Origin of the sequence: Lysinibacillus sp. BF-4 (genome assembly GCF_000743635.1) — a bacterium.
Lineage (GTDB): Bacteria > Bacillota > Bacilli > Bacillales_A > Planococcaceae > Metalysinibacillus > Metalysinibacillus saudimassiliensis.
Genome location: NZ_JPUW01000038.1, coordinates 1 through 25,751, shown reverse-complemented (window position 1 = coordinate 25,751; position 25,751 = coordinate 1). Strand labels below are relative to the sequence as shown.

The window sequence follows — 25,751 nt, the reverse complement described above, 5'->3', positions numbered from 1 at the left end:
ACACTTTTAAGCAAAAAACGCTTTCGATGTCTGCTTTCCAACTGCGTTGAAGTTGAACAGTCGTTTTGGCTTTTAAGAGCTCCAATGCCCTGCGAAGCTTAACGCCTTTCTCAACTTTTAGGTTTATCCAGTTCCGAGGGCTAATTCCTCATGTCGTTTCACTTCAGCTGTCAAAGGTAAAGAGCACCTTTGCCGCTGAATAATCCAGTGAAGTGAGCTAAATCCTCAGGTCATGTCGCACTTTCATTCGAAGTAAAAAACACTTCGTATTCAAGCGCTGCCACGCCCAACGGATTTTACCAAGCTCCCTTCACATTTTAGTGCTCCAACGTCTATCGGAATTGACCAAGCCCTCTATACTTTTAGGGTTTATCCAGTTTCGCAAAGCAACGACTCGGTCACTTCACCCGTTCAGTGAAAGGCAAAGTACGCCTTTCCTGCACGTGTTCCAGTGCCTGCGTCGTTAAGCGCTTTGCTACACTTTTAAGGATAAAAAAAACGTCGCTTTTGGCGACGGTGGTTGTGTTGTTTAGCTTACGCTTTGGCAGTCAAAGAGTAAGATGTTGCGTTCGTAGATGCGAATGGCTACCTCGGCTGTTTCGATTTTTTCTTCGAGTGTGTTGTAGCGCATAAGTGTGTCTTCTGTTAGGCCATTTTTTGTTATTTTAGCGGTAAGCATTTTTTTTGTTTCGATTAATTGTTCTAATTGCTCGGCTTGCTGTAAATAACTATGGCAATTGAGTTGGGGCATAATTAAACCTCCTTGAGTTAAAAATTCGCAGGAATAAGGAACACTGTTACTTATAGTTTAGCCATATTAAGCTTTTGTTAAACCACTTTTACAATACTATTTTTTATGGTATGAATTACGTTAAATCCTACGTCTTTAGTAGCAATTTTCTCTTTGTTCGTTATGCTACTATACTAAAATGGCAACCAAAAAACGAGGTTGGGTTAACCTCGTTTACAGTCTTTTACGCCATTTTCGAGAATAAATAAAGCCTGCGCCAATAAAAAACACTAGGGCTAGTGCTTTGAGTAATGGCACGACGACAATTTTCGTAATTAATGTAATCCCGATAATATAATACAATGCCATTGCTAAAAAGAAAAGAAGTACTTTAGGCATTACTTTTCATTCCCTCTAACGCTAACCCGCGACGTGCAAGCTCTGTGGTAATGGTTTGTAGGGCTTTTTCTCCCACACCATGTAGCTTAGCGATGTCTTCGTAGCGCTGGCCATGCAGTGCGTCAATTGTGTCAAAGCCTGCCACATGTAGTGCACGTACTGCTGGCTTCGCAAGCTCCTTTGGAAAAGGCATTACTGATCCCTCTTTCTTTCACTTGTTCGATTTACCTGTCACCTCTAGCCCTATGATGCCCACGATTAATACAATCATCGACGGGATTTGGAGCTCAAAGAAGAACGTGGTTGTTTCGACTCCCATCCTATCCAACAATGCGGTAGCGAGGCGACCTACCATCATAATTATGCCGATTGCGAAACAAATTTGCCAAAGCCGCTTCATTAAAAGTAGTCAATGAACGTTGGGATGCCCATAGGGATTAAATCCTCTAGCATACCAATTGACATGGCATTACCATGTAAACGCTCAACCTTCTCTAAATAATGAGGGCGCTTATAGCCTAAAAATAATGTCGCAAAGGTTTGAATGTTCATGTGCACCGCGTGCTCGTCGCTTGCATCTACTGTGTCGCTTAGGCGATTGACAGTAACTGCGCCGTCTTGTGCAATGATTTCAAACATGCCGTTATTCCATTCTACTACGCTATCTGTAATGGCTAGCTGCATATGGAAGGCGGTGCGGTTAAACGGAAACTGCTCTAAGAAGCCTTTTACGTCTACGACACGCGCCATAAAGTACGGCGTTACTTTTTGAATGATTTCGCTGTCCTCTAATAAAAAGGCGATGGCCTCGTTGCCTGTTGTTTTGCCGTATACATTATAAATCATTGAGCTGTGCGCCGCCACAAAATTCCATAGTCCTTTTCGGGCATTTTCGCATAGGTGCACCATCTCATCAATATAAAAGTTGTCTTCCATGATGCGGTAAAATAAATAACCCTGTGCCTCGCCCGCATCATTATAATAAACGGCTGCTTGCAGTTGCACATCGGTATCCACAAATTTTTCTTCCCAGAAGTCTTCGTAGTATTTTTCGTTCCATGCGATTTGGTTACGCACCATTACACCATGCGTCACTTTTGCCCACTGGTCATAAACATCATAAATGGCGCTGTCGCGTAAGTCTACGCGGCGCATTTTACCAGGTACGTCTTTATAATACGGCAGTTGCGAGTCTTTAATTTCAAACTCCACAATGTCGCTCATAATCTCCCAGCCTTTTTTGCGGTAATACGGAATAGAATACGGGAATAAATACGAAATATATTTACCTTCATTACGCATACGCAGTAAACATTCTTCTAGTAATTGTTGCATTAAGCCATAGCCTGAGTACTCGGGGTACGTGCCGACTGCGGTAATGCCACCCATCTCGTAAACTGTACCGTGGATATTAACTTGAAACGGTAAGCTTAGCACTTGTGATACGAGTTGTTCTTTGTCGTACCAGCCGAGCGCATGCCCAACGTCAAATTGCTTACTTTTAACATTAATAAAGAAGCGGTCCTTTTGCATCGACACCGACGCTTGGAACACATAATTTAATAAATCAATGGACTGTGCCATATCTTGCTGCGGTATTTCCTTTAATATTAAGCCTTTCCTCTGGCTAATCATTAAAAATCCCCTCAATCTTCAAATAGTTGTGCAAGTACAATTTCACGCGCCTCTAAAAAGCGGCGGGTAATGCTGTAATGCATCGTCTGTTCATATTGTACAGTGTTTATACCTGTTTCATCAAATTCGTAGATGGTGGCATTTGGATAGCCGAGTAAAATCGGCGAGTGCGTGGCAATGATAAACTGTGCCTCGTGCTCTAAATCTTTCATAATACGTAGTAAACTCAGTTGACGTTGCGGGGACAACGCCGCCTCTGGCTCATCAAGTAAATAGAGCGCTTTGCCGCTAAAATTATACATAAATAAATTGAGAAAAGACTCGCCGTGTGATTGCTCCAGCAAAGACTTACCGCCGTAGGGCTCATATTTGTACGGTGATTCGAGCTTATCAATCTGCTCGGCAAATTGGTAAAAGGTTTCGGCACGTAAAAAGAAGCCGTTGCTCACCTTTTGCCCCCATGCAAGGCGCAAATGCTCGCCCATTACCGCCTCTGCTTTATGCACCTCGTATAAATGATTGCGCCCACCGCCTGCTGTGTTAAAGTCACAGCGATCCGCAATGCCCTCAAGTAACGTGGATTTACCTGAGCCATTTTCGCCCACAAAAAACGTAACATTTGTAGGGAATTCGAGCCGCTCAAAATGCGCAAGGCTCGGTATAGTAAAGGGAAAGCGCTGTGTGCGCTCCCCTTCTAAACGACAATGTTGTAAATACATTTAACTCCTCCTAACATCCTCTGTACGTGCATAATACCATGCTACAAAGGCTTGTGCTTCATCCCATGTAACATCCCTCAAGGTGGCGTGGCGCACGGGTGCACCTCGCCCTGTCATATGAATGCTCGCTAAACCAAAACGTCGCTGCCAAAACGATTGCTTGATTTCGACCTCAATAATTTTCGCGCGTGCGTACACTAAGCGGCTCACCTCAAGCGCACCTGTCTGCATTTGAAACATGGTCGCCACCTCATAACGCGTCGCGTAAAAATCAAGCAAGCGCACGATTGTTAGTAGTACGAGCCAGCCAAATGCCGCATACCAATATGTAGGTTGCCAGTACCATAACGCAATAAGTAGCGCCACAAACATATAACTCGGACGCAGTAAGCGCACAATTAGCGCATGCTTTGGTAGCCGCTTCGTTGGTGGAGCTAAGGCATACTGCGGCAATAAGTCGCCCACAAGTGCCTGCGCTTTTGCTGTTGGTAAGTACGGGTATAACTCGCGAATGGTCGCGCCCTCACTAATGGTGGCGTCGCCTGTCGTAATGAGCGTGATGCTCACAAGCCCCAACATGCGCTTTAACAAGGACTGTTTGTACTCAATTGCCTGAATGCGCTGTTTTTCGACAGTGAAGCGGGTTTCGTTTATCACACCGCGACGAATATAAATGCGCTCGGCATCGGCATCAATGGTATAACCCCAATAGGTGAAAAATATTTTAGCTATGCCCGCACCAACGGCAAGTATAATACCTACTATTACAAGTAGCGCGATGACCCACGTATGTTGCAGCCACGTAATTTCGATACGCCAATCATCCGTAAACTGCCACACTTTTAAACCAAGTGGGATAATTAATAAAAAACTAAGCGACGTAAAGGAAGCTTTAATCAGTTCACTCGTTGTTGGGGTAAAAAGCACATCACGCACAACAGGCGCTGCCGCCTGCTCCCCTTGCACAAAGCGCTCAATGCGATCTGCTTGCTCACGTGTAAGCGCGTCAAACTTTACTTCTGCCTCAGCGCCGTCTGCTACTTCGAGTAATAGAGAGGTTAACCCCGTTACGCGGTGCGTAAAGCTTGTACTGCGCTGTATGTTTTGGATGCGACTGCGCGGGATGGTTTGCTCTTGCTTTGTAAATAACCCTCGTTTTAGATGGATGCGGTCACCGTCTAGTTGGTAACGAAACGTCAACCACGTCGTAATTTTAGCGAGCGTCACAAGCACAATAAGCCCCGTAAAGAGCCAGCGCAAACCGGTAAATACCATGCTGTCACTGCGGCTCGCCACAAATAAAATAAGCGCAATAAAAAAACAATCTTTAACAATAGTCACAACGTCATAAAGCCATTTGCGTGCAGGGTAACGTTGCCACATTAGTCAATCTCCTCGATTTTTGCGTACGCCGCGATTTGATCACGTAATGCGCGCGCCTCTTTGGTTGGGATGCCTGGTAGCTCGTGGCTCGTGCTCATTGTACCTACCTCAATCGTAGATAGCCCGTGGCGCTTTAGTAAAGGTCCCTGCTCAATCTTTACGGTTTGCACCTTCGCCATTGGGATTACAATTTGCGAATAAAACAAATGCCCTTGCTCAATCGTAATATAGCTTTCGTCTACGTTATAGGCAAAATAACGCTGATACAGCGTGGGCGCAATGCCTATCGACCAAATGCTGTACACAAGGTCGAGCACAAATAACCCGATAAGCACAAAGCCTACCCATTCCCACCAATCAAAATAGCGTGCCGCTGCGTAAAGTGCCGCTACAATGGCTAGCGTAATGCCAAGCGCTATTAGCTCTGCTGTGCGTTGTACCGTTATAAATTTAGGTGAAAGCTTTGTTGTTGGTTGTACTAGTTTTGTCATATCCTCACCTCTTTCCTCTATTATAACAAGCTAATCTTAAGCTGAGCTTAAAGTTACTTTTTTAGCAAGACACGCTATACTGTAAAAAATAACTACATATTAAGGGGTGTAATGATGATAGACATTAGCCATTGGAAGCACTTGGGTTATGGAGGAAAAAGTACACTAGAAAAAGAAGAGCTCAGCTCACCTAGCCCTGAAGAAAAAAAGTATTTAATTAAATACCACCGCCAATTTACTCAAGGTATTTCATGGGAGGATATCACCGAATATATTGCAGCAAAAATTGGAGAGCTACTCGGTTTAACAATGATGGAGGTAGATATTGTAACAAGAAATGGACGGAGAGGCTGTCTTTTAACCAATTTTATTGAAGCCTATGATGCTGATATGGCAGAGGAAGGTGGTTCCTTACTAGCAAATTCTGACGCTTACTTAGCTTTACAACAATCAACTAAAAAAAATGAAGCATTATTAGAAGAAGGCTTGGCTATAATCGAAAAATTTCCATAATGGTCAATTATTAAAGAAAATTTTATCAAGTCTCGGCAAGAATACCCCCACTTCTATAAGTAGGGGATGAATTGCCCCTTCTAATCTGTTTTGGTAAAATATAAGTTACATAAATCATAAAAAGGAGGTGTTCCCTATGTCGAAAATAGTCTACAAAGCGCATCGCTTTCGCTTGTATCCAAATAAAACGCAATGCGTTCAAATGGCTAAAACCTTTGGTTCGGTGCGCTTTGTCTATAACCATTTTTTAGATGCATGGAACACCTCCTATACGTCCACAGGAAAAGGCTTATCCGAATCAAGTTGTAAAAAGGCACTACCGCCACTTAAAGTTGTCTTTTCCTTTTTGAAAGAAGTGGACGCCATCGCCCTGCAATCGGCATGTGAAGATTTAGCAGAAGCGTTTCAAAACTTCTTTGCAGGGCGAGCGAACAAGCCCGTCTTTAAAAGTAAAAAGCGCAAAAAGTTTAGCTACACAACAAAATGTACAAATCACAACATTGCGCTTTTTGACAAAGCTATTAAACTGCCAAAATTAGGGCTTGTGCGCGCGAAGGTATCATGCGTCCCAACAGGACGCATACTGCGTGCAACCGTATCGATGCGACCAAATGGGCACTATTATGTAAGCCTACTTGTCGAGGAAGAACTTCAGCCGTTTGCAAAAACCAAGCAAGCGGTTGGTCTTGACATGGGCGTTGCCCATTTGGTCACAACAAGCGACGGTGTGCATATTGCGCACCCGCACGCATTCAGTAAATATGAACAACAACTTGCGCGCTCACAACGCGTGCTGTCGCGCCGTATGGAACGTGCCAAAAAAGACGGTCGTGACATTAAAACAGCGAAAAATATTCAAAAGGCACGCGTGAAAGTAGCAAATATTCACGAACGCATAAATAACATACGGCGTGACTACTTGCACAAATTGACGACGTCCCTTGTGCGCGACTATGACATCATTGCAGTTGAAAATTTAACAGTATCCACAATGCTTGCCCACAAGCCATTGGCAAAATCGATTGCCGACGCAAGTTGGCGCATGATACGTGAACAATTAGCCTACAAATGCGAATGGTACGGCAAGACATTCATTGCTATTGAACCAGCATACACATCGCAAACATGCGCCAACTGCCTTGCGGTTGATAAAGCAAGTCGTAAGGGGCAATGGTTCACTTGTACGGCTTGTGGGCATACAGACCATGCGGATGTGAATGCATCTAAAAATATAAAACAGCTTGCATTGGCAAGCCTATAATAAAACCGCAGGGACTGCGGGGATCGCCTACTCAATAATGGAAGGATACTTCCGTGTTCGTAGGAATCCCCCACCTCAACGCTTTTGCGTAGGTGGGGGTAGTTCAATGAAACGATTTTATTCGATATTCTTATTGGTAATCAAGATCGCCACACGTTTAACTGGATGTTATTATTTAAGGAACACCACGTTATATTTTCACCTATTTATGATAATGGTGCTTCATTAGGATTTCGTCTAGATGACAAGCAACTCCTCGACTATCTCACCAACACGCATAAAATGCATAAGTATGTGCGACAAGCTAAAGTAAAAGCTGGACTATTCGAAAAAAAATCGGTTAAAGCTAAACTTGTCGTCACTACATTTAACGCTCGCTATCCTGATAGTACAGCTCGTTTCTTTACTAAGTTACAGCACATTGACATGAAAGCTTACCATGATTTCATTGAAAAAACCTTACTATTGAGTGATGCACAAAAGCAATGGTTACATCAGATAGTAGGCTTACGACGTGATTATATGGTAGCATGGAGAGAAGGAGATGAGTGCATATGATACAGCAGTTACTCGTTGTTTGGCAACATAAAATAAATCGACTTTATTACCATATTGGACAACTTACCTATAATGGTGAATTTTATACTTTTTCTTATACAAATGAAGGTAAGGGTAAACTACAGGATGCCCTTGCAAACGGCTATATGATTCACCCTGCATTTTTAAATACAAATCGAACCTATCAAAGTGAAACACTTTTTGCGGCTTTTGATCGTCGTATCCCTTCACCTGAACGAGCAGATTATGTTGCGATTTTACAGGACTTGGGGCTACCACCTAACGCTTCAAAAATGGCAATTTTATCAGAAACACGGGGTAAGTTAGCAAATGATACGTATTCATTCGAGCACCCTATCATTTATAATGAAGCTACCAATCAAATTACAGGGCATTTCTTTGTAAATGGTATGCGTTACTATACGACACCTGATGAACTGGCAAAATTATCACCCTTAACAAATTTACTAGCCATGCATGACGACCAAAATCAAGTAGACGATAATGCCGTCTATGTATGTACGACAACAGGAAAAAAACTCGGTTATGTGCCCCGTTTTTACACAGAGGCCATCGCTTCTTTATTACAACGTAATTTGCAACCGCTCTTTACAATAGCAAATATTAATCCTAAATCTCATGCACACTGGTGGTTAAAAGTTACAATTACATGTACTTTAGAACATGACCAAGAGTTAATTACACAGTGGAAAGATATCATGAGTAATTATAGTGTAATTTAAGTAAATCCATAAAAACAACCGCCTAGGCTAATTGCTTAGGCGGTTGTTTTGTCATATACAATGCGCCCATCCACAACGGTTTTGCATGCGTGGATGCACGTTAGGTCTGCGCTAAAAATGTCGCCCGTAAAGACCGAAAAATCGGCATCAAAGCCCGGTGCGATTTTGCCTCGCTCACGCTCATGAATGGCGTGTGCGGCATTGGTCGTTACTAATTGTACCGCTTCGTAACGTGTAAGGCGCTCACTCGGATTTGGGTGCGTGATGGCGGCTTCGATCATACGAAGCGGATCAGGATGCTCAATGGGTGCATCACTGCCACCTGCTACACAAATACCTGCGCGTAGTAAACTACCAAGTGGGTGCACATACGGCATGCGCGACTCACCTAAACGTTCGGTTAACAACGCGCGCGATTCATGCGCAAATTGCGGCTGCATATCGACAATAATCGGCATACGTGCTAAGCGCGCAAGAAGTGCCTCGTTAATTAAGGAGCAGTGAATGATGCGGTCATGTTGCCCCTTTTGTGGTGGCAATGCCTCAAAAACATCTAAAATCGTTGCGATGGCTCGGTCGCCAATCACATGCACCGCTACCTCGCGCCCTGCCGCACGCGCCTCGCGCACGAGTGCCATAAGCTCTGCTGTCGTATGTACTAACATACCCGTTGATGCCTTATCCGCATACGGCTCACTAAGTGCCGCTGTGTGCCCACCAAAAGCACCGTCCACAAAAATCTTCATTGCGCCAAGTGCCACGTAGCGGGTTGCTTGAAAGGTATTACTCACCGCAAACGTTGCATGGTGCTGCAGTAAATGTGCTTTAAAACGCCCTTGTGCTAAGCGCGTAAACACCTCAAATGGTTGACTAGGCGGACCATAATAACTTAAATCTTCACTATGCCCACCTGTAACACCCATCGCTAGGAGCGAATCTAGCGCTAATGTTAACGCCCGCTCTATGTAAGCAGGGGTAATATACGGCATATGATTAACGATTAAATAAAGCGCCGCATCTTTTAGTACGCCCTTGTCCGCTTCAACCACACCACCCGCAACAGTCGTCGCCTCGGTAATACCCGCAAACGCGAGCGCCTTACTGTTGGCGATAATTAAGTGGTGGCATTGACGTTTAATAATTAGGTGTGCGTCGCCGAGGGCATCAAGCTCAGCAAGCGTTGGGTATGCCGAATCATCAAACTGCGCCTCGTTATAACCAATGGCAATGACCCACTCATCAGGCTGTGCCTGTTGCATATGCGCTGCGAGTGCCTCGAGTAGTGCGCTACGCTTAGTAAATGCTGATACATCAAGGTGCAGTAGTTTTTCGCCGTAGCCAATGGTATGCAAATGACTATCAACAAAGCCGGGGTAAACGTACGCCCCGGCTAAGTCAATGTGTTGAGTTGCGTGTTGCGCCTTGGCATCTTCACCAAGGGCAACAATTTTATGTCCGTCTGTTAGCACGGCATCCGTCGTATGACCAGGCGCCTGCATCGTATAAAACGTGCCCCCAAACCACAAAGTTGTCATTTATGCCACCTCAGTAATAAGGCGTGCTGATTTTAAACGGCTACGTACCATAACACCAATCCAAGCCGCACCTACTGCTTTTACAATACCTAATGGGATGAATGGGTAAACGCCGCCCGCCATCGCTGCTTGCCAGCTTAAGCCTGCCGCGATTTTTAGCCATACTGTACCAAATGCCAGTGTAATGACCATACCAATAATATTCGCAATAATAGCGTGTGTGTACGTATAACCTAACTTGTTCATGTAATAGCCCATAATAATAGCAGTTGGTAAGAAGCCGACAATATAGCCGCCTGTTGGGCCAACAAGTACCCCAAAGCCGCCTGACATGCCACTAAATACTGGCGCACCTACTGCACCAAGTAAAATATAAACGAGTACGGATAGCGAGCCTAAACGCATCCCTAAAATGGTAACGACAAGCCCAATCGCAAATGTTTGTCCTGTTATCGGAACTGGTGAAAACGGCAATGGAATCGACACTTGCGCTAACACGGCAATAATTGCCGCACCAAGTGCTGCTAGTGCATAGCCAGTTGTTTTTGAATGTTGCATACTACTCTCTCCTTTAGTAACCTTTTGATTTTTATAGGTTTACTCAAATCTATCCTAAGAGAGAATACTTGTCAATTAGTTTTTAGAATTTTCGCCCAGCTTATCACGTCTTACGCAAACGAGCATATATAAGATAAAGCCGAGCACGACTGCCGCTAGTAGCGTTAACGTAACCGTTGTTGCGGGGAATATGTTGGTGCTAAGCGCAATCGTAAATAAAAATAACACAAACTGTACGTTACGCTCACCACTCTTTACAAAACTAAACGCTGCCACCCAAAAGAGTGGCAACACCACAACGACGCCAATTACTAAAGCGGCAATGCCCCATGCATTCATACTACTTCCTCCTACCATAATGGTTTAATTGGTTCTTGATTGGGATCGTTTTCTTGTAACTCAATTGCTTGATAAGCCGTTGACACAAGCAGTAGCGCACCAACAAACCCAACAAACAAACCAACAGCTAAATTTGGGAAAATATTCGCTGGCACAAAGATGGCTAAATACGTCAGCGGATACGTCGCCGCTGTGCGCTGCGTACTTTTGCGGGTAATATAATAACGCGCCTCACAAGATGTACACTTTTTGCCGTGCATTGTGCCGTATAGCCATAATTTCATACGCTCACGCTTCGTTAGCACATGTCCACAGTGCGGACAAGTTACCACCGCTGTCGCTCGCTTGCGCTCATAAAAACGAATTTGCGCATAACGGATGGCGAGCACGATACCAAAATAGAGAATGATGAGTACATACGTATTGCCAAGCAGTTGCAGTGCGGTATTTTCCGAACGTTGCATCGCCGTTTGTAAGCTTTTGCCGTCACCCACAAAGGTTGCAGTAAAGAATAGCGTGAGTAGCGCAAATGTGACAAGCACCGTGCGATATTGCCAGTTGGCTTTTTTCGCTTTTGGTTTTGTCGCTTCTATTACGTGTTGTTGCCGTGTAAAACGGATGTGCTCCAGTTCTTTTGTTAGCTTGTCTTTCATACCTCATCCCCCCATTCCATATCAGTCAGTATCGTACGCAGTGCCTCACGCGCCCGCTTCAGCCGCATACGTACCGTAGACTCGCTAATACCAAGTAGCTCGGCAATTTCGACGCTTGTCATTTCTTCGTAGTAATAAAAAATAATCGCCTCGCGCTGTGCGAGCGGTAGGTTGAGCAAAGCTGTCGTCACTTCGCCCATCTCGGTTTTAGCAACCGCCATACTCTCTGGCGTTTGATCCGTGCGCCTAAAAATTTTAGCGAAAAAACTTTCTTTTTTGCGCTGTTGTTTACGCAACTCGTCATAGCACCGATTAATGGTCATACGCACCAAGTATGTTTTTAGCGACGCGCGCCCTTCAAACTGTGCGCTTTGATAAAATTTAATGAACACATCTTGCACTACATCCTCAGCAAGCATTTCGTCTTTCATATATAAGTACGCCACGCGCGTTAAATAATCGCCGTACGTTTGCATTACATCCTCAATGTGCACGCTATCGCCTCTCTTTCTTACCTTATAGACGTTGCTACTTTACCATCCGTCACATTAATTTTTAAAAAACCCACTACATTTACGTAGTGAGTTTATCAAGCTTACCTTATTTATCTAGTTTGTTAGCAAAGTCAATGAGTTGTTCTTTAGTAATGCCATCGCCCGTTGGCATAATGCTGTAACGCAAGCCGTCTTTAGCGAAGTTTAATAGTTGGAAGTCACCCATCTTTTCATACGTTGCTTGTTCGCCGAGCACTTCAACTTGTTCCTCGCCTTTCTCAAGCTTTGTTTCTTCTTCTGTTAGCGTATCCTTAAAATAAACTAACGGATACAAAGTCGTGCCCGTCTTGTTGATACTCAAATGTAATTTCTGGCTCGCCTTTTAAACCATCCATTTTTGAAATGCTTGTTACTTCAGCACCTTTTGCCATGCGTAGCTCAGGGTAAAGTGCTTTTGCTTCGGCTTCTGTTAGGTCTACTTCATTTGCGTCGGCATCAATCACTTCTACTGTTGCATCTTTTGGAATGGCTAACTCAAACGTATCTGCTGCTAATTTCGGCTTTGTATCAAATTTGGTATACACGGTTTTTGATACAGCGTCGCCCATTTGTGACTCCGCTTTTAAAATCACCCATGTTTCCTTATCCACCCAAAAGTCTTGGTTGCCAAAAAGCGTTTCCTTTTTTTCAATGGCTTGAATGTGGTACGTGGCACGCCCTGCTACTTTTTCCTCGCCTACCATTTTTACGTCATGCGTATCTTTAATGACATGTAGTATGTTTTCGGCTGTTTCTTGTGGGGATGGTAAGTTGCCCATTGTGTCGCCTGTATCAATCGTAATGACTTTGTTGTTGGTTTTATCATACGTAGTCATGACGCCATCTTTAAAGACACTTAATGCTTCACCTTCGTCACTGCTTACTTCGACACGACGATTTTTGCCGTCTGTCCATTCTTTTAATGTTAGTTTAACGTCGCCCATATCCATCGTTGCCTCACCGTAATAGCTTGGTGCTTTTTCGGTTTGCTCTAGTGCGTTTTCAATAACTTGCTCTGGTGAGAAGTTGCTAACGTCGCCTTCGCTACATGCGCCTAATGCGACAGAAGCGGCTAATACTAAACTTGCGGTTTTTAAAAATTTCATGTGGTTTCCTCCTGAATGGGTAAGCGGCAAATTAAAGCTGTACCTACTGTTTCAGCCGATACAATTTGCACCGTGCCGCCGTGTTTTTCGATAATTTGTTTGGTAATGCTTAAGCCTAAGCCACTGCCGCGATTGCCTGCCTTTGTACGCGCAGTATCTGCTTGGTATAGCGGGTCAAAGACGTGTTTTGCGTCTTCTTCACTAATGCCTGCGCCGTCATTTTGTACGACGATGTATAACGCACCGTCGGTAATATACGGTGTGATGCCGTCATAAACAAAGGTGCGCATAGCGTTCGCTTCGGCCGTAAAGGCACTCACTTTTGTGGCAGCGTGTTGGATGGCGTTCATCATCGCGTTATCCATGACACGCATGAGTTGTTTAGGGTTAAGGTAATACGTGCCATGGGCCGCATTATGCGTGGTTAATTGAATACCTCGCGCGGCGCAAAGGGCTTGGTAATCTGACAGCAACATCTCAAAATATTCTTCCCCGTCTACGGCTACTTTTTTTAGCGCGTAATTAGGGGACTGTAAGGTAGTGTATGTCGTTAAATCATCTAGCATTTGTTGCATATAATGCGATTTACTTATAATAATTTGCTCATACTCGGCGCGTTCGGCTGCGCTTAGGTCTCCCTGCAAGGACTCTGCGTAAGCGCGAATGGAGGTGAGCGGTGTTTTTAAATCATGCGACAAACTCGCAATCATAAATTGTTTTTCGGCTTGTTCGTCCGTTAGTTTTTGACGCGTGCGTGTAATCTCACGCTGCATCGCATAAAATTGCTCGGTTAGCTCGCCAATCTCGTCGTGGGCTTGTGGCACTTTAGTAAAGGGCTTGTCTTGCGCAAAATCGGTCATTTGTTGCCCAAGTAAAGTAAGACGCTTGGTAAATTTACGATTCATAATCAACATGACCAGCGCATAAAGTGCGAGTAACAGCACACTAAAAATCACAATAATCGTTGTAGTACGATTGGCTACCCCGTCACGCCACTGTTTGCGTGAAAACACAACTTCATAAAAACCAACAACATTATTATCTGCGAGTACAGGCGCGCGGTACGTATACGTGCGAAAATCGCGCTGTAACTCGTTTAAATGATTAAAGCGCTCACTGCGCGATGTTGTTGGCAAAAACTCATTAGTACGAAATAATACGTTGCCACTCGTATTGTATAGCGTTACGGCTTGCGTATCACTGCCAAGTGCCTTAACTGCACGGTAATTGGCATGAGCCCCGTAAAGCGCTGGGTTCTCGGTAATGCGCTGGACATTTTGTAGCTCTAGCATTGTTTCGAGCCTGTCGGCAACTGCGCGCTCTTTGCTGTAGTCACTAATCCACGCAAATAAAATATAGCCTGCAATTAATGGCACAAGCATCACAATTAAATACGTTGCTAACAACCACTTTTTGAGCTTCATAGTGCCTCTCCAATAAAGCGGTAGCCCTTGCCCCATACCGTTTGAATAAAGCGCGGTGTTTTAACAGGATCTGCGAGTTTTTCGCGCAGCCCTTTAATGTGTACCGTCACTGTATGTAAATCATTTTGCGTAGCGGCTTGTTGCCACACATGCTCGTATAGCTCTTCCTTCGAAAACGCACGCTCTGCATGACCTGACAGTAGCGTTAGTAAATCCCATTCGGTACGTGTTAACGCCAGAGCGCTACCATTAAGTGTGGCACGTTGGTTGTCATAGTTAATCGTTAGGCCGTACTCATAGCTCACTTCATTTTGTGCCAGTGCCTCGCCTTTATAGCGTTGCCAGCGTCGAAGTTGTGAGGCCACGCGGGCTTTTAACTCCACTAAGCTAAATGGTTTGGCGAGGTAATCGTCTGCGCCTTGCGTAAACCCTTCTACTTTGTCCACGTCTTCTTTGCGTGCCGAAATAATAATAATCGGCATATCACTTTTAAAACGAATATTTTTACACAAAGTAAAACCATCCATCTCAGGCAACATTAAATCAATTAGCGCGAGGTCATAATGCCTTGATTTAAAATCCTCCCAGCCTTCAAGCCCTGTAGTTGACCACGTAACAAAATAGCCTTCTTTTGTGAGTGTATCTTTAATAATACGTGCGATTTCAATGTCGTCTTCTACGAGTAAAATATTTTGCGTCATGCGTGTCGCCCTCCTAATTTATACTTTATCAGTGCGTTTTTCTGTTTTACGTAATTTTATCATTTCTTTACTATTTGCCGTGTGCTATAATCAACTTCGTTACTGCAACGCGTTAAAGTAACAAAGTTGACACCTTAGAGGAGGCGCATTATGTTTCGGACAGAAGCAAAATCAAAGCCCGCGTTTTTAGAGGCGCTGGCCATTGTTATTTTAATCATTGGCGTTATGAGTGCCAGCATCATCGCATTTGGTGCACCACCACATATGCCAATCCTTATTATTATCACGCTATTACTCGTGTACGGTCTAGTTAAAAGAGTGGCATTCCAAGATTTACAGCAGGGCATGGTGCTCGGCGCACAATCTGGGCTGGGCGCGATTTTTATATTTTTCTTTATTGGGGTATTAGTCAGTAGCTGGATTATTGGCGGTACAATCCCAACATTAATTTATTACGGTTTTTCGTTTGTCACACCGAGCTTTTTCTTTGCGATTGTTTTTGTGATTACCTGCATCATTGGCTTAACGATTGGTAGCTCACTCACAACGGTTGCGACAGTAGGTGTTGCTTTTATTGGTATGGCGAGCGCTATGGATTTATCGCTGGCGTTAACAGCCGGAGCCATTGTCTCTGGCGCATTTTTTGGTGATAAGATGTCACCATTATCTGATACCACTAACCTTGCCTCAAGCATTGTTGGGGTAGATTTATTCGAACATATTAAAAATATGGCATGGACAACTATCCCTGCCTTTATCATTTCATTTATCGCCTACGCAGCGCTGTCACCCAAAAAGGTGGATAGTACCGTAATGGACATTAGCGCCTTTCAAACGGCATTACTTGATACAAACTTAGTACATTGGTATGCGTTTTTACCTTTAGTGTTACTTGTTATTTTATCAATTAAAAAAGTGCCTGCCTTGTTAACACTGGCAATTGGCTCTGTATTTGGCATTTTATTATCATTTTTACACGACCCTATGTCAATGACAGCGATTTTAGATGTGTTGTTTGGTGGTTATGTACCTGATACGCCAAATGAAGAAGTAAATGCGCTGTTAAAACGCGGGGGTATTGCGGGGATGTTCTTCACCATTACCCTTGTGCTACTTGCGTTAAGCATGGGCGGTTTATTATTTACACTTGGCATTGTCCAAAGTATTTTTGCTAAAATCGAAAGCAGCCTTAAAACAGCACGCGCTGTTATTACAGGCACAGCGATTACAGGCATTGGTATTAACACACTTGTTGGTGAGCAGTACCTTGCGATTTTATTAACGGGCGAAACGTTCCGTGATCAATACAAAAAAGTCGGGCTTGCGCCAAAAAACCTTGCCCGTGCTATGGAAGATGCCGGTACCGTCGTTAACCCACTTGTGCCGTGGAGCGTATGTGGTATTTTCATTACCGACATGCTTGGCGTCGCTACGGTCGATTACTTCCCGTTCGCCTTCTTCTGCCTACTTGGCCCTATCCTAACCATCGCCTTTGGCTGGAGCGGCAAAACACTAACAAAAAGTTGAGAAAGGCGTTAAGCTTCGCAGGGCATTGGAGCTTTTGGGTTGAACGCGCTTTTTGCGTTCAGACACAAAAGCGAAATGACACAAGAAGCTGCCTTTCGAAACTGGATTAAAACAAAAAGTTGAGAGACGCGTTTATCTGCGACACGCGCTGGAGTCTGTAAATGTCAAAATGCCTATTCAGCTTCGGCAGGGTTGGAAAGCAGACATCAAAAGCGTTTTTTGCTTTCTGATGGCTGATTGAAACCATGACAGAAGCTAGGCAGTTTGACTGGATAGTTTGAGGAGGAAACGATTTTTGTTTCCGCTCGAAAAGACGAAGCGACGCGAGCAGATGCGTCTCGAAACTAGATTACTAACAAAAAGTTGAGCAAAGCGCTCAGTTGCGCTAGCGCTGGAGGGTATTAAATGTCAAAACGACTGTTCAACTTCAACGCAGTTGGAAAGCAGACATCGAAAGCGTTTTGTGCTTTCTGATGGCTGATTGAAACAGCGGAAGAAGTTAGTCGGGTTGGCTAGCCACTTGGGTTGAACGCGTTCTTTGCGTTCAGACACAAAACGAATACTGCTTTTCTCCACCAAAAAGGACTGCTTACTAAGTGACCAACTTAGCACGCAGTCCTTGTTTTATTTTACGATATACGCCTCACCTTGTTGCTTCAGTACGGCAATCGTGTTGCGTACGGCTTGCAGTTGCATCGCGGTACGTGTAGCGACTGTAGCGGAGCCAATATGTGGCGTGAGCACCACATTATCAAGCTGACAAAGCGGGTGGTCTGCACCAATCGGCTCTTGCGCAAAAACATCTAGCCCTGCGCCGAAAAACTGCTTATTTTGTAAAGCTTGGACTAATGCCGCTTCGTCTACCACAAGCCCACGCGCCGTATTTACAAAAATGGCATGCGCCTGTAATAAATCAAGCTGTTCGCGCCCAATCATGCCTGTTGTTTCGGCTGTCAGTGGGACCATCGTTAACACGACATCACACGTCGCAAATAACTCATTAAGTGACAAATACGTTGCGTCGTACGTCTCCTCTAAATCCTGATGACGTGAGCGATTATAATAGTACACCTCCATATCAAAGCCGTTATGCAGGCGCTTGACAATTTGTTCGCCAATGCGACCGAGCCCTACAATGCCTAGCTTTTTTTGGTGAATGTCCATGCCAAAATACGTATCCGCTACACCGCCTTGCCAATGACCAGCACGTAGCCACTCATCCATTTGCGGAATTTTGCGCGCTACTGCTAAAATTAGCGCCACCGTTAAATCTGCTACTGTGGCATCTAAAACGTGCGGCGTATGCGTACCTACTACCCCGTACTTCTGCATCGCCTCAAGGTCAAAGCCATCATAGCCCACCGCAATATTGCTGACGACTTTTAACTTTGGGTTAGCCGCAAGCAACGCCTCGTCAATTTTGCCCATTGGCACAATATAGCCCTCTGCTTCCTGTAAGCTATCGACTACAGTAAAGTGCTGTTGCACAAGCGCCATTGGCTCGTCATAAAGCGCGCGCTCAATATAAATCGTTGGTTTCATTACTATCCCCTCCTCTTACTTTGTTCCCCATGTATTGGTGAAGATTAAACCTTCAAGGTCACGACGAGTTGCCCAGTTTTCCATTTCTAAAATTGGGCGCTGTGGGTAGTTTTCGGTGTAGCCGACCGATAGTAGCGCAATCGGATCAACATGTGGCGGGATGCCTAAAATATCACGCACATCATTTTTTTTATAAAAACTTACCCAGCCCATCGCAAGCCCTTCTGCATAAGCGGCTAACCACATATTTTGGATAGCACAAGCGGTAGAGAGCGCGTCGGTTTCGGGGATGGAGTTACGCCCTAGCACATGCGAGCCACCGCGCGTTGGGTCGCACGTCACACAAATCGTCAGCGGTGCTTCCTTTAAGCCTTGTAGCTTTAAATCCAAAAAGCGCATTTCTTTTTCCGCATCCTCCTCATAGTGAATGGCTAACGCCCGCTTTTCCTTTTCCGCTGCCCATGCCAGTTTGTCCTTTAGCCCCTCGTCCGTTACAAGTGTAAAATTCCATGGTTGCATAAAGCCAACGGACGGCGCATGATGCCCCGCATGTAAAATACGCGCGATTTTTTCTTCCTCAATAGGTGTTGGTAAAAAAGTACGCACATCCCGACGATTATAAATCGCTTTATACACCGCATCTCGTTCTTCGTTTAACATAAAAGCCCCTCCTCTTTGGTATCCGCAAATTTTGTTTGCTATACTTAGTATAGAGGTGTTTTTTATGAGAGTCATTATAATTGGTGGTGGCATCGGCGGATTAACTGCCGCGGTTGCCTTACATAAGCAACATGCAGAGGTTTTAGTATACGAAGCGGCGAGTGAGTTTAAGCCGCTAGGCGCGGGCATCGGACTTGGTGCGAACGCGATGCAAGATTTAAAAGATATTGGCATTGGTGATGATATTTTTGCGCAGGGTACGCCCATTCATACGCAAATTTTTAAAGATGCCACAGGTAAAATTTTAAATACGATTGATTTCGCTAAATTTAAAGCACAATACGGGCACGAAAATATTACCATTCACCGGGCGGCACTGCACCAAACATTATTTGATGCGCTACCCCGTCATACGGTGCGGCTTGGCAAGCGCTGTTTGCACGTGTCGGAGCACCATGATGGTGTGGTGGCGGTGTTTAATGATGGGACGAGCGTTAAAGGGGATTTAGTGATTGCGGCAGACGGCATTCATTCGAGCTTGCGTAAGCAATTTTACCCTGCGGCTGACCCACGCTTTGCGGGCTATACGTGTTGGCGTGGGCTAACAACCAATGATGGGTTAGTCGAAGCGGGCGTATCGTGTGAGCTTTGGGCGCGCAAAGGTCGCTTTGGCTATGCGCCTATGCAAGACGGGCAAGTGTATTGGTTTGCGTGTGTTAACACTAAGCCAGACAATGCTTTTTACGCTGAGCTAACTAATGAGCAGCTCGCTTACCAGTTCCGCAATTTTCCGCAAGAAGTTGGCGCACTCATCGCCAAAACCGAACAGGCGCAAACCTTGCACCATGACATTTACGACATTAAACCGATTAACCGCTTCGTCTTTGGGCGCACCGTCCTACTTGGCGATGCCGCACACGCCACAACCCCGAATATGGGACAAGGCGCAGGTCAGGCAATTGAGGATGCGATTACCCTCGCTAAAAATATAGCGCAGTACAATCGCAAAGAAGCACTACACCGTTACGAAAAGGAACGCGTCGCACACACCAAAAAAGTCGTGCGCCTATCGCGCCAAATCGGCTGGGCCGCCCAGTGGTCAAGCCCCTTTGCCACAACATTCCGCGACAAAGTCTTCCCGCATATTCCGTCGGGCTTACTGTTTAAGCGCTTACAATTTTTATTTAAAAATCACAATGAGTAAATTTACATCAAGAAGCGCTAAGTCACAGGGTAAATGACTCACCGGCTCATAACCATGTAGACGTAATAGAAACTGTAACTCATTCAAAATTGTTTCATCATCTTCAATTACTAAAATTTTATACATTTTACCACCTCTTCAACATTCAGTCTTATTACCATACTATAAAATTAATTTAGTTAATAACATTCCCTTTCTTACTATTAAATCTTCAAGTATTACTTTATTAGGCTATTTTCTCATAATTTAATACTTTTGAATGCAAAGAGAGTTGGGCGTTTTTTTATGATTTGACGAACACACCTTGCCTTAGAGCGTGCTATAGTGAAAGCTGAACGTGAATACCAGGAGAAATTACAGGCTCAGCTTGATACAACTAACACCCGTATCACAGAGCTTCAAGCTGAAAACGATCGTATTCGTGCGTCATATGAAAATCGTTTAGAAGAGCTTTTGAAATCAAACGAGAAGAAGTAAGTTTAGGAGGGTACAACTATGAAATCAACGGGTATCGTACGTAAAGTCGATGAATTAGGACGTATTGTTATCCCAATGGAGCTACGCAGAACGCTTGAAATCAACGAAAAAGACCCTGTTGAAATTTTCGTAGACGGTGAGGAAATCATTCTACGAAAGTTCGTTTCGAATGCTGCTTGTATCGTAACAGGAGAAATTACGCCCGATAACTTCACATTATTTAATCACATCACCCTCTCGCCAAAGGGTGCTGAAATGTTGCTGAATCAATTGAAGGAGAAATAATTTAATCCTTATATCAAAAATGCCTCCAAAATTTGATTTTGAGGCATTCTTTTTATATTTATTCTATTTCAAAGAAACCATTTAAACCTTTGGAAACAACAACTTAATTATAAAGCCACGCATAAATTCTGACTCAACATTTATTTCAATTTGCAAATCATCACATAATTCTTTCACTAAAAACAAGCCCATTCCTGTAGACTGCTTTTGATTGTGAGTATCTCCAGTAAAGCCTTGATCAAATATAAATGGCAAGTCAGACTGCAAGACACCTAGCCCATTGTCAGTTACTTTTATATAATAACTATCTTTTGCAGATTCAAAACCTGTTTCGATCCTAATGAAGCTCTCACTATCTACATTTCGATATTTAACGGCATTTACAAGTAACTGGATTAACATAAAATGAAGCGCTCTTTCATCAGATACAACAGGAATGTCCTTGATTTCCGTATGAACAACCACATGCTGCTCTTCTAAGAACGATTGAAGCTCTAGTAATACATCTTCAATGCACTCAGAAACTACGACCTTTTTTAAGCTATAATCTACATGCACTGCTTGGAGCTTGGCAAAAAATAAGATGCGCTCTACATAATCATGAATCGTAATATTTGCATGATCGAGCCTTTGATAAACTAATGAAGACATTTCGTCCTTTCGATTTTGTAACACTAAATGAAGCAATGAAAGTGGTGTTTTAATTTCATGCACCCAGCTTTCAATAAACGTCTTGTACGCTAACGATTGATGCTTTGCCTCTTGTGCCTCATCTTTTAAGTGACGTAATTCATTTGCTATTGCGTGTACTACTTCTATATATGTATTTCCTAATGCTTGTGATAATTGGTCTTCCCTCTCAGCAGATGGTTCCTTTAAAAATCGATAAAAAATATGCTGTTTATTTCGCTGGTTTTTCCATGTAACAGCTACCCCAATCACGATTGTAATGAGTGTAATTAGGAACATCGCTAGTACTAATGCTTTAAATTCCTCTGGATAAGCAACCCACGCTAGAAATGTAAAGAAAGCACTGTTCACACAAAGCAGTATCATCCAGTGATAGGCGTGCTGTGGGAGATGTGGCCAACTTACTTTTTTCATAAAATTTCTCCCCCTACTAATTGATATCCAACCCCTCTGACTGTTTGTATGAAGTGCGATGCGCCTACTTTTTCTAACGTTTTTCGGAGCCTCGTCATATTCACTTGTAAAATGTTTTCGTCTACAAATTCACTGTTTCCCCACAGCGCTGTAAAAAGCTGCTCCTTTGTGACAATACTCGGTGCATTCTTTATGAATAATTTCATCATAATCGCTTCATTTTCTGAGAGTGCAACAGACTGCTGAGCAGCGTATAAAATATTGGCTCTTTCATCGAATGTAAGCTCACCCCATTTCAATAGTGCTGGTATCGTAGCATAAAGCTGCTGGAGCTTTTCAATTCGGGCTATGAGTCGCTTCGGATGACACGGTTTATTTAAAAAATCATCCGCCCCGAGCTCTAATGCATGCAATTCATCTAGTAGCTCATTACGTGCCGTTAACACCAAAATTGGTCCAATCCCTTTCGCCTTTAACGTCCGACAAATTTGAAAGCCGGACATATTCGGTAAATTTAAATCGAGTAGCACAAGGGAGGGGTTCGCTTGTATAATCCCCTCTATCGGTGAATCAAAAGCAGAGATACTCACAACTGAGTATCCCTCCTTTTGTAAAATATGCTGTAATTCTTCGCGTAGAAATGGATCATCCTCTACAATGACAATGTTCGTCATCCAAACACCTCTAGTCTATATCGTTTAGCTTTTGAATTTCAGTGTCACTTTTTCGCTGAATCATACGAATGTATAACACTTCAATTAGTATAAATAGTAGCACAACAAATCCCATCACGACGATATTACGTACATTAAATTCAGTTGCTGGTAGTGCCGACACTAACGTCCAAATCCCAAACACGCCACTAACAAGCGCAACCGAAATCGCTAAAATGAAGTACAGCCAAATTTGCTTACGTGCAGACTGACAAATCGACGATACACTCGCACCGAGCATCATTAGCGTTTCGTAACGACTACGCGTGCTTCGTTGCTGCATTAAAAAGTTCAAGCCGAGTACTGTATTGGCGATAAGTAAAAACATCACCCCTAAGTAAAACGTTGTGTACGTTGCTGCGACTGTAAAAAACAGCTGTCTGCCCATACTTGTAAGGTAGCTTTCAAATGATACACCTGTTTTCTGAAGCACTTGATTAACTTCAAGCATTGCCTGCATAAGCCCTTTTTCCTGAATGAAATCATCTTTTAACGTCATATTCCATAACCACGTATCAGTATCTGAAAAATACGTATTAAATAAAGTATCTGGTACGATCAGCGCATACATTAAACTAATTTCTCGGTCTGCGACAATATTATCTGCATATAAATTCGGTGCTAATGTATACGTTGTATCTGCAATTTCTACAGGTATCTTATTGTGTAATAACTGTTCCAATAGCTTATACGGCTCGCTTGAAGCATCACTTGCGTACATCGCTACTTCATCCTCACGTAGCGCAATAGCCTTCTTCCCAGCTGCCTGTAGCATATCATTGTAGCTAGATAGCTTAATAAAATAAACACTACTAGCCTGTGAAAAGTTATTAATCAACACATCCTTTGAGTTAGAAGGTCCAGCCTTTGCAATTTCTGCGAGCACCTCAGACCATACGGGAAGCTCATTTCCTGTTGCCAACTCACCCACACCCGAATAGCTGCTCACTGCCATGGCGTAAAACGCATCAACATACGACGCCATCTCAGCTGACTTAACCAACGCTTCAATATCCTGTTTATCCCCATTAAACGTGTAATCAACAGTGCGCGTTGCTTTTTCCTGTGTCAAAGCACTCGATGTACCAAACGCAAAACATACAACTGCCATTAAAATAAGCAGCGACGAAATAGCGAGTGAGCTCCACTGATGCAGCACATTTTCCTGAAGCTGTCTTGCTGTAAACATCGATAAACCTGTACTCGACTTCCCTTTTTTCTTCACATAAACGCCAATCAAGCTCCCTAACCCGCGAAATAGTACAAATGTACCAACCAAACCAACGAGTAAAATCAGCGCAAAAATACGATAATCAAACTCTTTAAAATATAAAACTGCTAGCGCATAGGCAGTGCCTAAAAAAATCGTCCCAAACAATAAAGCTGCACCCGACACAAGGCTCACTGCGCCCCACTTCGGCGCCATCGTAGCCTGTGATTGCTCTTTATTTTCATGCAATAATTCAAGCGGCTCTTTACGACTCATCGCATAGCTTAGCTTCAACATCGCCACAAGCTGCACGAGGAAGAAGCCACAAACCGTTAACAACATCCCCGTCCACGAAATACGAAACACATGACCGACAATCCCCATCCCCACTAAGCGAGACGTCGTTAAATTAATAAGCTCTGTTAGCAACAAAGCAAGCGGTAAGCTGATACAAAGTGCCACTAAGCTATTCCAAATCGTTTCACCCATGATCATGAAAAATAGCTTACTTTGTTTCATACCCATCATGATGTATAAGCCGAATTCATGACTACGCTGCTTCAGCTGATAACGATTCGCAAAATACACAAGGAAAAACACAAATACAAGTGACACCCCGTATAACACCGGAATAAGCAGCATCAACTTCCCTACTGCCTGACTTTCAATCGTCTGCAAATATTGCATCACATCCTGCTCGCCTAACGATAAAATCACATAAAAAGCGATAATCGATACGACAAGCGAGGCAAAATACACGCCATTTTCCTTGCGCGTTTTCCGACTATTGCGGCGAACAAAGTTAAAGAACATTGCTACTACCTCCCGCAAGCTGCGCCATCACCATAACAATGCGCTCATAAAACTGTGCTTGCGATTCAGTTGGAATATTGCGGCGTAGTTCATGGAAAATCACACCATCTTGAATAAATAAAATACGTGAACAGTAGCTTGCCGCATTCGCATCATGGGTTACCATTAAAATCGTTGAGTTTTGTTGCCCGTTATGCTCCGACAATTTCTCCATAAGTATCTTTGCATTTTTTGTATCCAATGCACCCGTTGGTTCATCTGCTAGTACGATACTTGGATTTGAAATGAGCGCCCTCGCTGCAGCAACGCGTTGTTTTTGACCGCCAGATATCTGTGAAGGGAATTTCGTTAATAACGGTTCAATATCAAAAATTTCGGCTAGCTGTCGTAGCTCTTGCTCTTGTGTTTGTAAATGTACTCCGTGAATCGCTAACGGTAGCATAATATTTTCTTTTGCCGTTAAATTATCAATCAGTTCAAATTGCTGAAATAAATAGCCAATTTGGTCTCCTCTATATTCGGCTAATTGAGATCCCTTAAAGGACGAAATATTCTCACCAGCTAATAAAATTTCACCAGTTGTTGGCTTTAACATCGTCGCGATGACATTTAATAAAGTAGTTTTTCCTGAGCCACTCGCCCCCATAATGCCAAGAAACTCTCCTGGTAAAACATCAAAAGTTACGCCTTTTAGAGCCACTGTTTCATTTTGACCTTCACCAAACACTTTACGTACGTCCTTCACTTCGAGTAATTTATTTGAAACATTCACATGTACAACCTCCTGTTTTGTTTGCTTAGCAATACCTTACTACAAAAATTAGTAAAATTACTCTTACAGTTGGCGTAAGGTTTGAAATTAACATGGAAGCTACGGGTTTTCTTCAACAATACAAACAACAAGTTCAAATACATGACTGAACTGGAGTAAATAT

At 43.5% G+C, this 25,751-nt stretch carries 31 protein-coding genes and 1 pseudogene; 8 read left to right on the top strand and 24 right to left on the bottom strand.

The window, feature by feature from the left end; translation table 11 throughout:
- Positions 1–529 precede the first annotated feature (529 nt).
- From CH76_RS11215 to CH76_RS11190, 8 genes are all read right to left on the bottom strand, one after another.
- Positions 530–751 carry a hypothetical protein gene (locus CH76_RS11215; protein ID WP_036146212.1) on the bottom strand — a complete coding sequence of 74 codons (222 nt, stop codon included), beginning with the start codon at positions 749–751 and terminating at the stop codon, positions 530–532.
- A 213-nt stretch (positions 752–964) separates the two neighbouring features.
- Positions 965–1,129, bottom strand: a complete 165-nt coding sequence (locus CH76_RS14000) for a hypothetical protein (protein WP_200877357.1) — start codon at positions 1,127–1,129, stop codon at positions 965–967.
- The gene (locus CH76_RS11210) at positions 1,122–1,322 is read right to left on the bottom strand and encodes a helix-hairpin-helix domain-containing protein (RefSeq protein ID WP_051910334.1); all 201 of its coding nucleotides are present in this window, start codon (positions 1,320–1,322) and stop codon (positions 1,122–1,124) included. Before CH76_RS11210 ends, CH76_RS14000 begins: the two co-directional genes overlap by 8 nt.
- 18 nt (positions 1,323–1,340) lie before the next feature.
- Entirely contained in the window at positions 1,341–1,529 is a 189-nt protein-coding gene (locus CH76_RS13840) for a hypothetical protein (RefSeq protein ID WP_152553329.1), read from the bottom strand.
- The gene (gene eis / locus CH76_RS11205) at positions 1,529–2,764 is read right to left on the bottom strand and encodes an enhanced intracellular survival protein Eis (protein ID WP_036146210.1); all 1,236 of its coding nucleotides are present in this window, start codon (positions 2,762–2,764) and stop codon (positions 1,529–1,531) included. The genes CH76_RS13840 and eis overlap by 1 nt, the downstream gene beginning before the upstream one ends.
- 11 nt (positions 2,765–2,775) lie before the next feature.
- Positions 2,776–3,483, bottom strand: a complete 708-nt coding sequence (locus tag CH76_RS11200) for an AAA family ATPase (protein ID WP_036146207.1) — start codon at positions 3,481–3,483, stop codon at positions 2,776–2,778.
- Positions 3,484–4,866, bottom strand: a complete 1,383-nt coding sequence (locus tag CH76_RS11195; protein ID WP_036146204.1) for a PH domain-containing protein — start codon at positions 4,864–4,866, stop codon at positions 3,484–3,486. It lies immediately after the preceding gene.
- Positions 4,866–5,357, bottom strand: a complete 492-nt coding sequence (locus CH76_RS11190; protein ID WP_036146201.1) for a PH domain-containing protein — start codon at positions 5,355–5,357, stop codon at positions 4,866–4,868. Before CH76_RS11190 ends, CH76_RS11195 begins: the two co-directional genes overlap by 1 nt.
- Before the next feature lie 111 nt (positions 5,358–5,468).
- On the opposite strand from CH76_RS11190, the gene CH76_RS11185 reads away from it, so the two are divergent.
- The 4 genes from CH76_RS11185 (at position 5,469) to CH76_RS11170 (ending at position 8,432) form a co-directional block, all read left to right on the top strand.
- Positions 5,469–5,870: a hypothetical protein gene (locus CH76_RS11185; RefSeq protein WP_036146219.1), complete on the top strand. Its 402-nt coding sequence runs from the start codon at positions 5,469–5,471 to the stop codon at positions 5,868–5,870.
- 136 nt (positions 5,871–6,006) lie between these two features.
- Positions 6,007–7,131, top strand: coding sequence for an RNA-guided endonuclease TnpB family protein (locus tag CH76_RS11180; RefSeq protein ID WP_036146199.1), 1,125 nt, complete (start codon positions 6,007–6,009; stop codon positions 7,129–7,131).
- Positions 7,132–7,296: 165 nt separating this feature from the next.
- On the top strand, positions 7,297–7,689 hold the full coding sequence (locus CH76_RS11175; protein ID WP_051910332.1) for a hypothetical protein: 393 nt from the start codon (positions 7,297–7,299) through the stop codon (positions 7,687–7,689).
- The gene (locus tag CH76_RS11170; protein WP_051910331.1) at positions 7,686–8,432 is read left to right on the top strand and encodes an HIRAN domain-containing protein; all 747 of its coding nucleotides are present in this window, start codon (positions 7,686–7,688) and stop codon (positions 8,430–8,432) included. Before CH76_RS11175 ends, CH76_RS11170 begins: the two co-directional genes overlap by 4 nt.
- A gap of 35 nt (positions 8,433–8,467) precedes the next feature.
- Here the strand turns inward: CH76_RS11170 and CH76_RS11165 are convergent, their stop codons facing one another.
- From CH76_RS11165 to CH76_RS11125, 9 genes and pseudogenes are all read right to left on the bottom strand, one after another.
- Positions 8,468–9,967, bottom strand: a complete 1,500-nt coding sequence (locus CH76_RS11165) for an amidohydrolase (protein ID WP_036146196.1) — start codon at positions 9,965–9,967, stop codon at positions 8,468–8,470.
- Positions 9,968–10,525: a biotin transporter BioY gene (locus CH76_RS11160; RefSeq protein ID WP_036146193.1), complete on the bottom strand. Its 558-nt coding sequence runs from the start codon at positions 10,523–10,525 to the stop codon at positions 9,968–9,970. It abuts the gene before it with no gap.
- A gap of 75 nt (positions 10,526–10,600) precedes the next feature.
- On the bottom strand, positions 10,601–10,864 hold the full coding sequence (locus tag CH76_RS11155) for a hypothetical protein (protein ID WP_036146191.1): 264 nt from the start codon (positions 10,862–10,864) through the stop codon (positions 10,601–10,603).
- A gap of 11 nt (positions 10,865–10,875) precedes the next feature.
- Positions 10,876–11,517: a hypothetical protein gene (locus CH76_RS11150; protein ID WP_036146187.1), complete on the bottom strand. Its 642-nt coding sequence runs from the start codon at positions 11,515–11,517 to the stop codon at positions 10,876–10,878.
- Positions 11,514–12,014: pseudogene (locus CH76_RS11145) on the bottom strand (RNA polymerase sigma factor); the annotation flags it as partial. The pseudogene CH76_RS11145 and the gene CH76_RS11150, both read right to left, overlap by 4 nt.
- A 103-nt stretch (positions 12,015–12,117) precedes the next feature.
- The gene (locus CH76_RS11140; protein ID WP_036146181.1) at positions 12,118–12,345 is read right to left on the bottom strand and encodes a hypothetical protein; all 228 of its coding nucleotides are present in this window, start codon (positions 12,343–12,345) and stop codon (positions 12,118–12,120) included.
- A complete protein-coding gene (locus CH76_RS11135; protein ID WP_036146179.1) occupies positions 12,323–13,156 on the bottom strand; it encodes an outer membrane lipoprotein-sorting protein in 834 nt (277 codons plus the stop codon). The genes CH76_RS11140 and CH76_RS11135 overlap by 23 nt, the downstream gene beginning before the upstream one ends.
- Entirely contained in the window at positions 13,153–14,580 is a 1,428-nt protein-coding gene (locus tag CH76_RS11130) for a cell wall metabolism sensor histidine kinase WalK (protein WP_036146176.1), read from the bottom strand. The genes CH76_RS11135 and CH76_RS11130 overlap by 4 nt, the downstream gene beginning before the upstream one ends.
- Positions 14,577–15,281, bottom strand: coding sequence for a response regulator transcription factor (locus CH76_RS11125; RefSeq protein WP_036146174.1), 705 nt, complete (start codon positions 15,279–15,281; stop codon positions 14,577–14,579). The genes CH76_RS11130 and CH76_RS11125 overlap by 4 nt, the downstream gene beginning before the upstream one ends.
- A gap of 150 nt (positions 15,282–15,431) precedes the next feature.
- Between CH76_RS11125 and nhaC the strand changes: the two genes are divergently transcribed.
- A complete protein-coding gene (gene nhaC, locus CH76_RS11120) occupies positions 15,432–16,808 on the top strand; it encodes a Na+/H+ antiporter NhaC (protein WP_036146172.1) in 1,377 nt (458 codons plus the stop codon).
- Positions 16,809–17,432: 624 nt separating this feature from the next.
- Here the strand turns inward: nhaC and CH76_RS11115 are convergent.
- Positions 17,433–18,350: a D-glycerate dehydrogenase gene (locus tag CH76_RS11115; protein ID WP_036146169.1), complete on the bottom strand. Its 918-nt coding sequence runs from the start codon at positions 18,348–18,350 to the stop codon at positions 17,433–17,435.
- A 15-nt stretch (positions 18,351–18,365) separates the two neighbouring features.
- Complete coding sequence (bluB, locus tag CH76_RS11110) at positions 18,366–19,010, bottom strand: 5,6-dimethylbenzimidazole synthase (protein WP_036146167.1); 645 nt, start codon at positions 19,008–19,010, stop codon at positions 18,366–18,368.
- 64 nt (positions 19,011–19,074) lie between these two features.
- Between bluB and CH76_RS11105 the strand changes: the two genes are divergently transcribed.
- A complete protein-coding gene (locus CH76_RS11105; protein WP_036146165.1) occupies positions 19,075–20,214 on the top strand; it encodes an FAD-dependent monooxygenase in 1,140 nt (379 codons plus the stop codon).
- Here the strand turns inward: CH76_RS11105 and CH76_RS13945 are convergent.
- Entirely contained in the window at positions 20,191–20,340 is a 150-nt protein-coding gene (locus tag CH76_RS13945; protein ID WP_161769895.1) for a hypothetical protein, read from the bottom strand. The genes CH76_RS11105 and CH76_RS13945 overlap by 24 nt on opposite strands.
- Positions 20,341–20,538: 198 nt before the next feature.
- Between CH76_RS13945 and CH76_RS13940 the strand changes: the two genes are divergently transcribed.
- Complete coding sequence (locus CH76_RS13940; RefSeq protein ID WP_161769893.1) at positions 20,539–20,691, top strand: hypothetical protein; 153 nt, start codon at positions 20,539–20,541, stop codon at positions 20,689–20,691.
- 18 nt (positions 20,692–20,709) lie between these two features.
- Entirely contained in the window at positions 20,710–20,976 is a 267-nt protein-coding gene (locus tag CH76_RS11100) for an AbrB/MazE/SpoVT family DNA-binding domain-containing protein (RefSeq protein WP_036146163.1), read from the top strand.
- 81 nt (positions 20,977–21,057) lie between these two features.
- Here the strand turns inward: CH76_RS11100 and CH76_RS11095 are convergent, their stop codons facing one another.
- The 4 genes from CH76_RS11095 to CH76_RS11080 are packed head-to-tail and all read right to left on the bottom strand — an operon-like array spanning position 21,058 to position 25,588.
- The gene (locus CH76_RS11095) at positions 21,058–22,080 is read right to left on the bottom strand and encodes a HAMP domain-containing sensor histidine kinase (protein ID WP_036146161.1); all 1,023 of its coding nucleotides are present in this window, start codon (positions 22,078–22,080) and stop codon (positions 21,058–21,060) included.
- Positions 22,077–22,754, bottom strand: a complete 678-nt coding sequence (locus CH76_RS11090) for a response regulator transcription factor (RefSeq protein ID WP_036146159.1) — start codon at positions 22,752–22,754, stop codon at positions 22,077–22,079. The genes CH76_RS11095 and CH76_RS11090 overlap by 4 nt, the downstream gene beginning before the upstream one ends.
- A 10-nt stretch (positions 22,755–22,764) precedes the next feature.
- A complete protein-coding gene (locus CH76_RS11085) occupies positions 22,765–24,816 on the bottom strand; it encodes an FtsX-like permease family protein (protein ID WP_036146156.1) in 2,052 nt (683 codons plus the stop codon).
- Positions 24,806–25,588, bottom strand: coding sequence for an ABC transporter ATP-binding protein (locus CH76_RS11080; RefSeq protein WP_036146154.1), 783 nt, complete (start codon positions 25,586–25,588; stop codon positions 24,806–24,808). The genes CH76_RS11085 and CH76_RS11080 overlap by 11 nt, the downstream gene beginning before the upstream one ends.
- Positions 25,589–25,751: the final 163 nt, after the last annotated feature.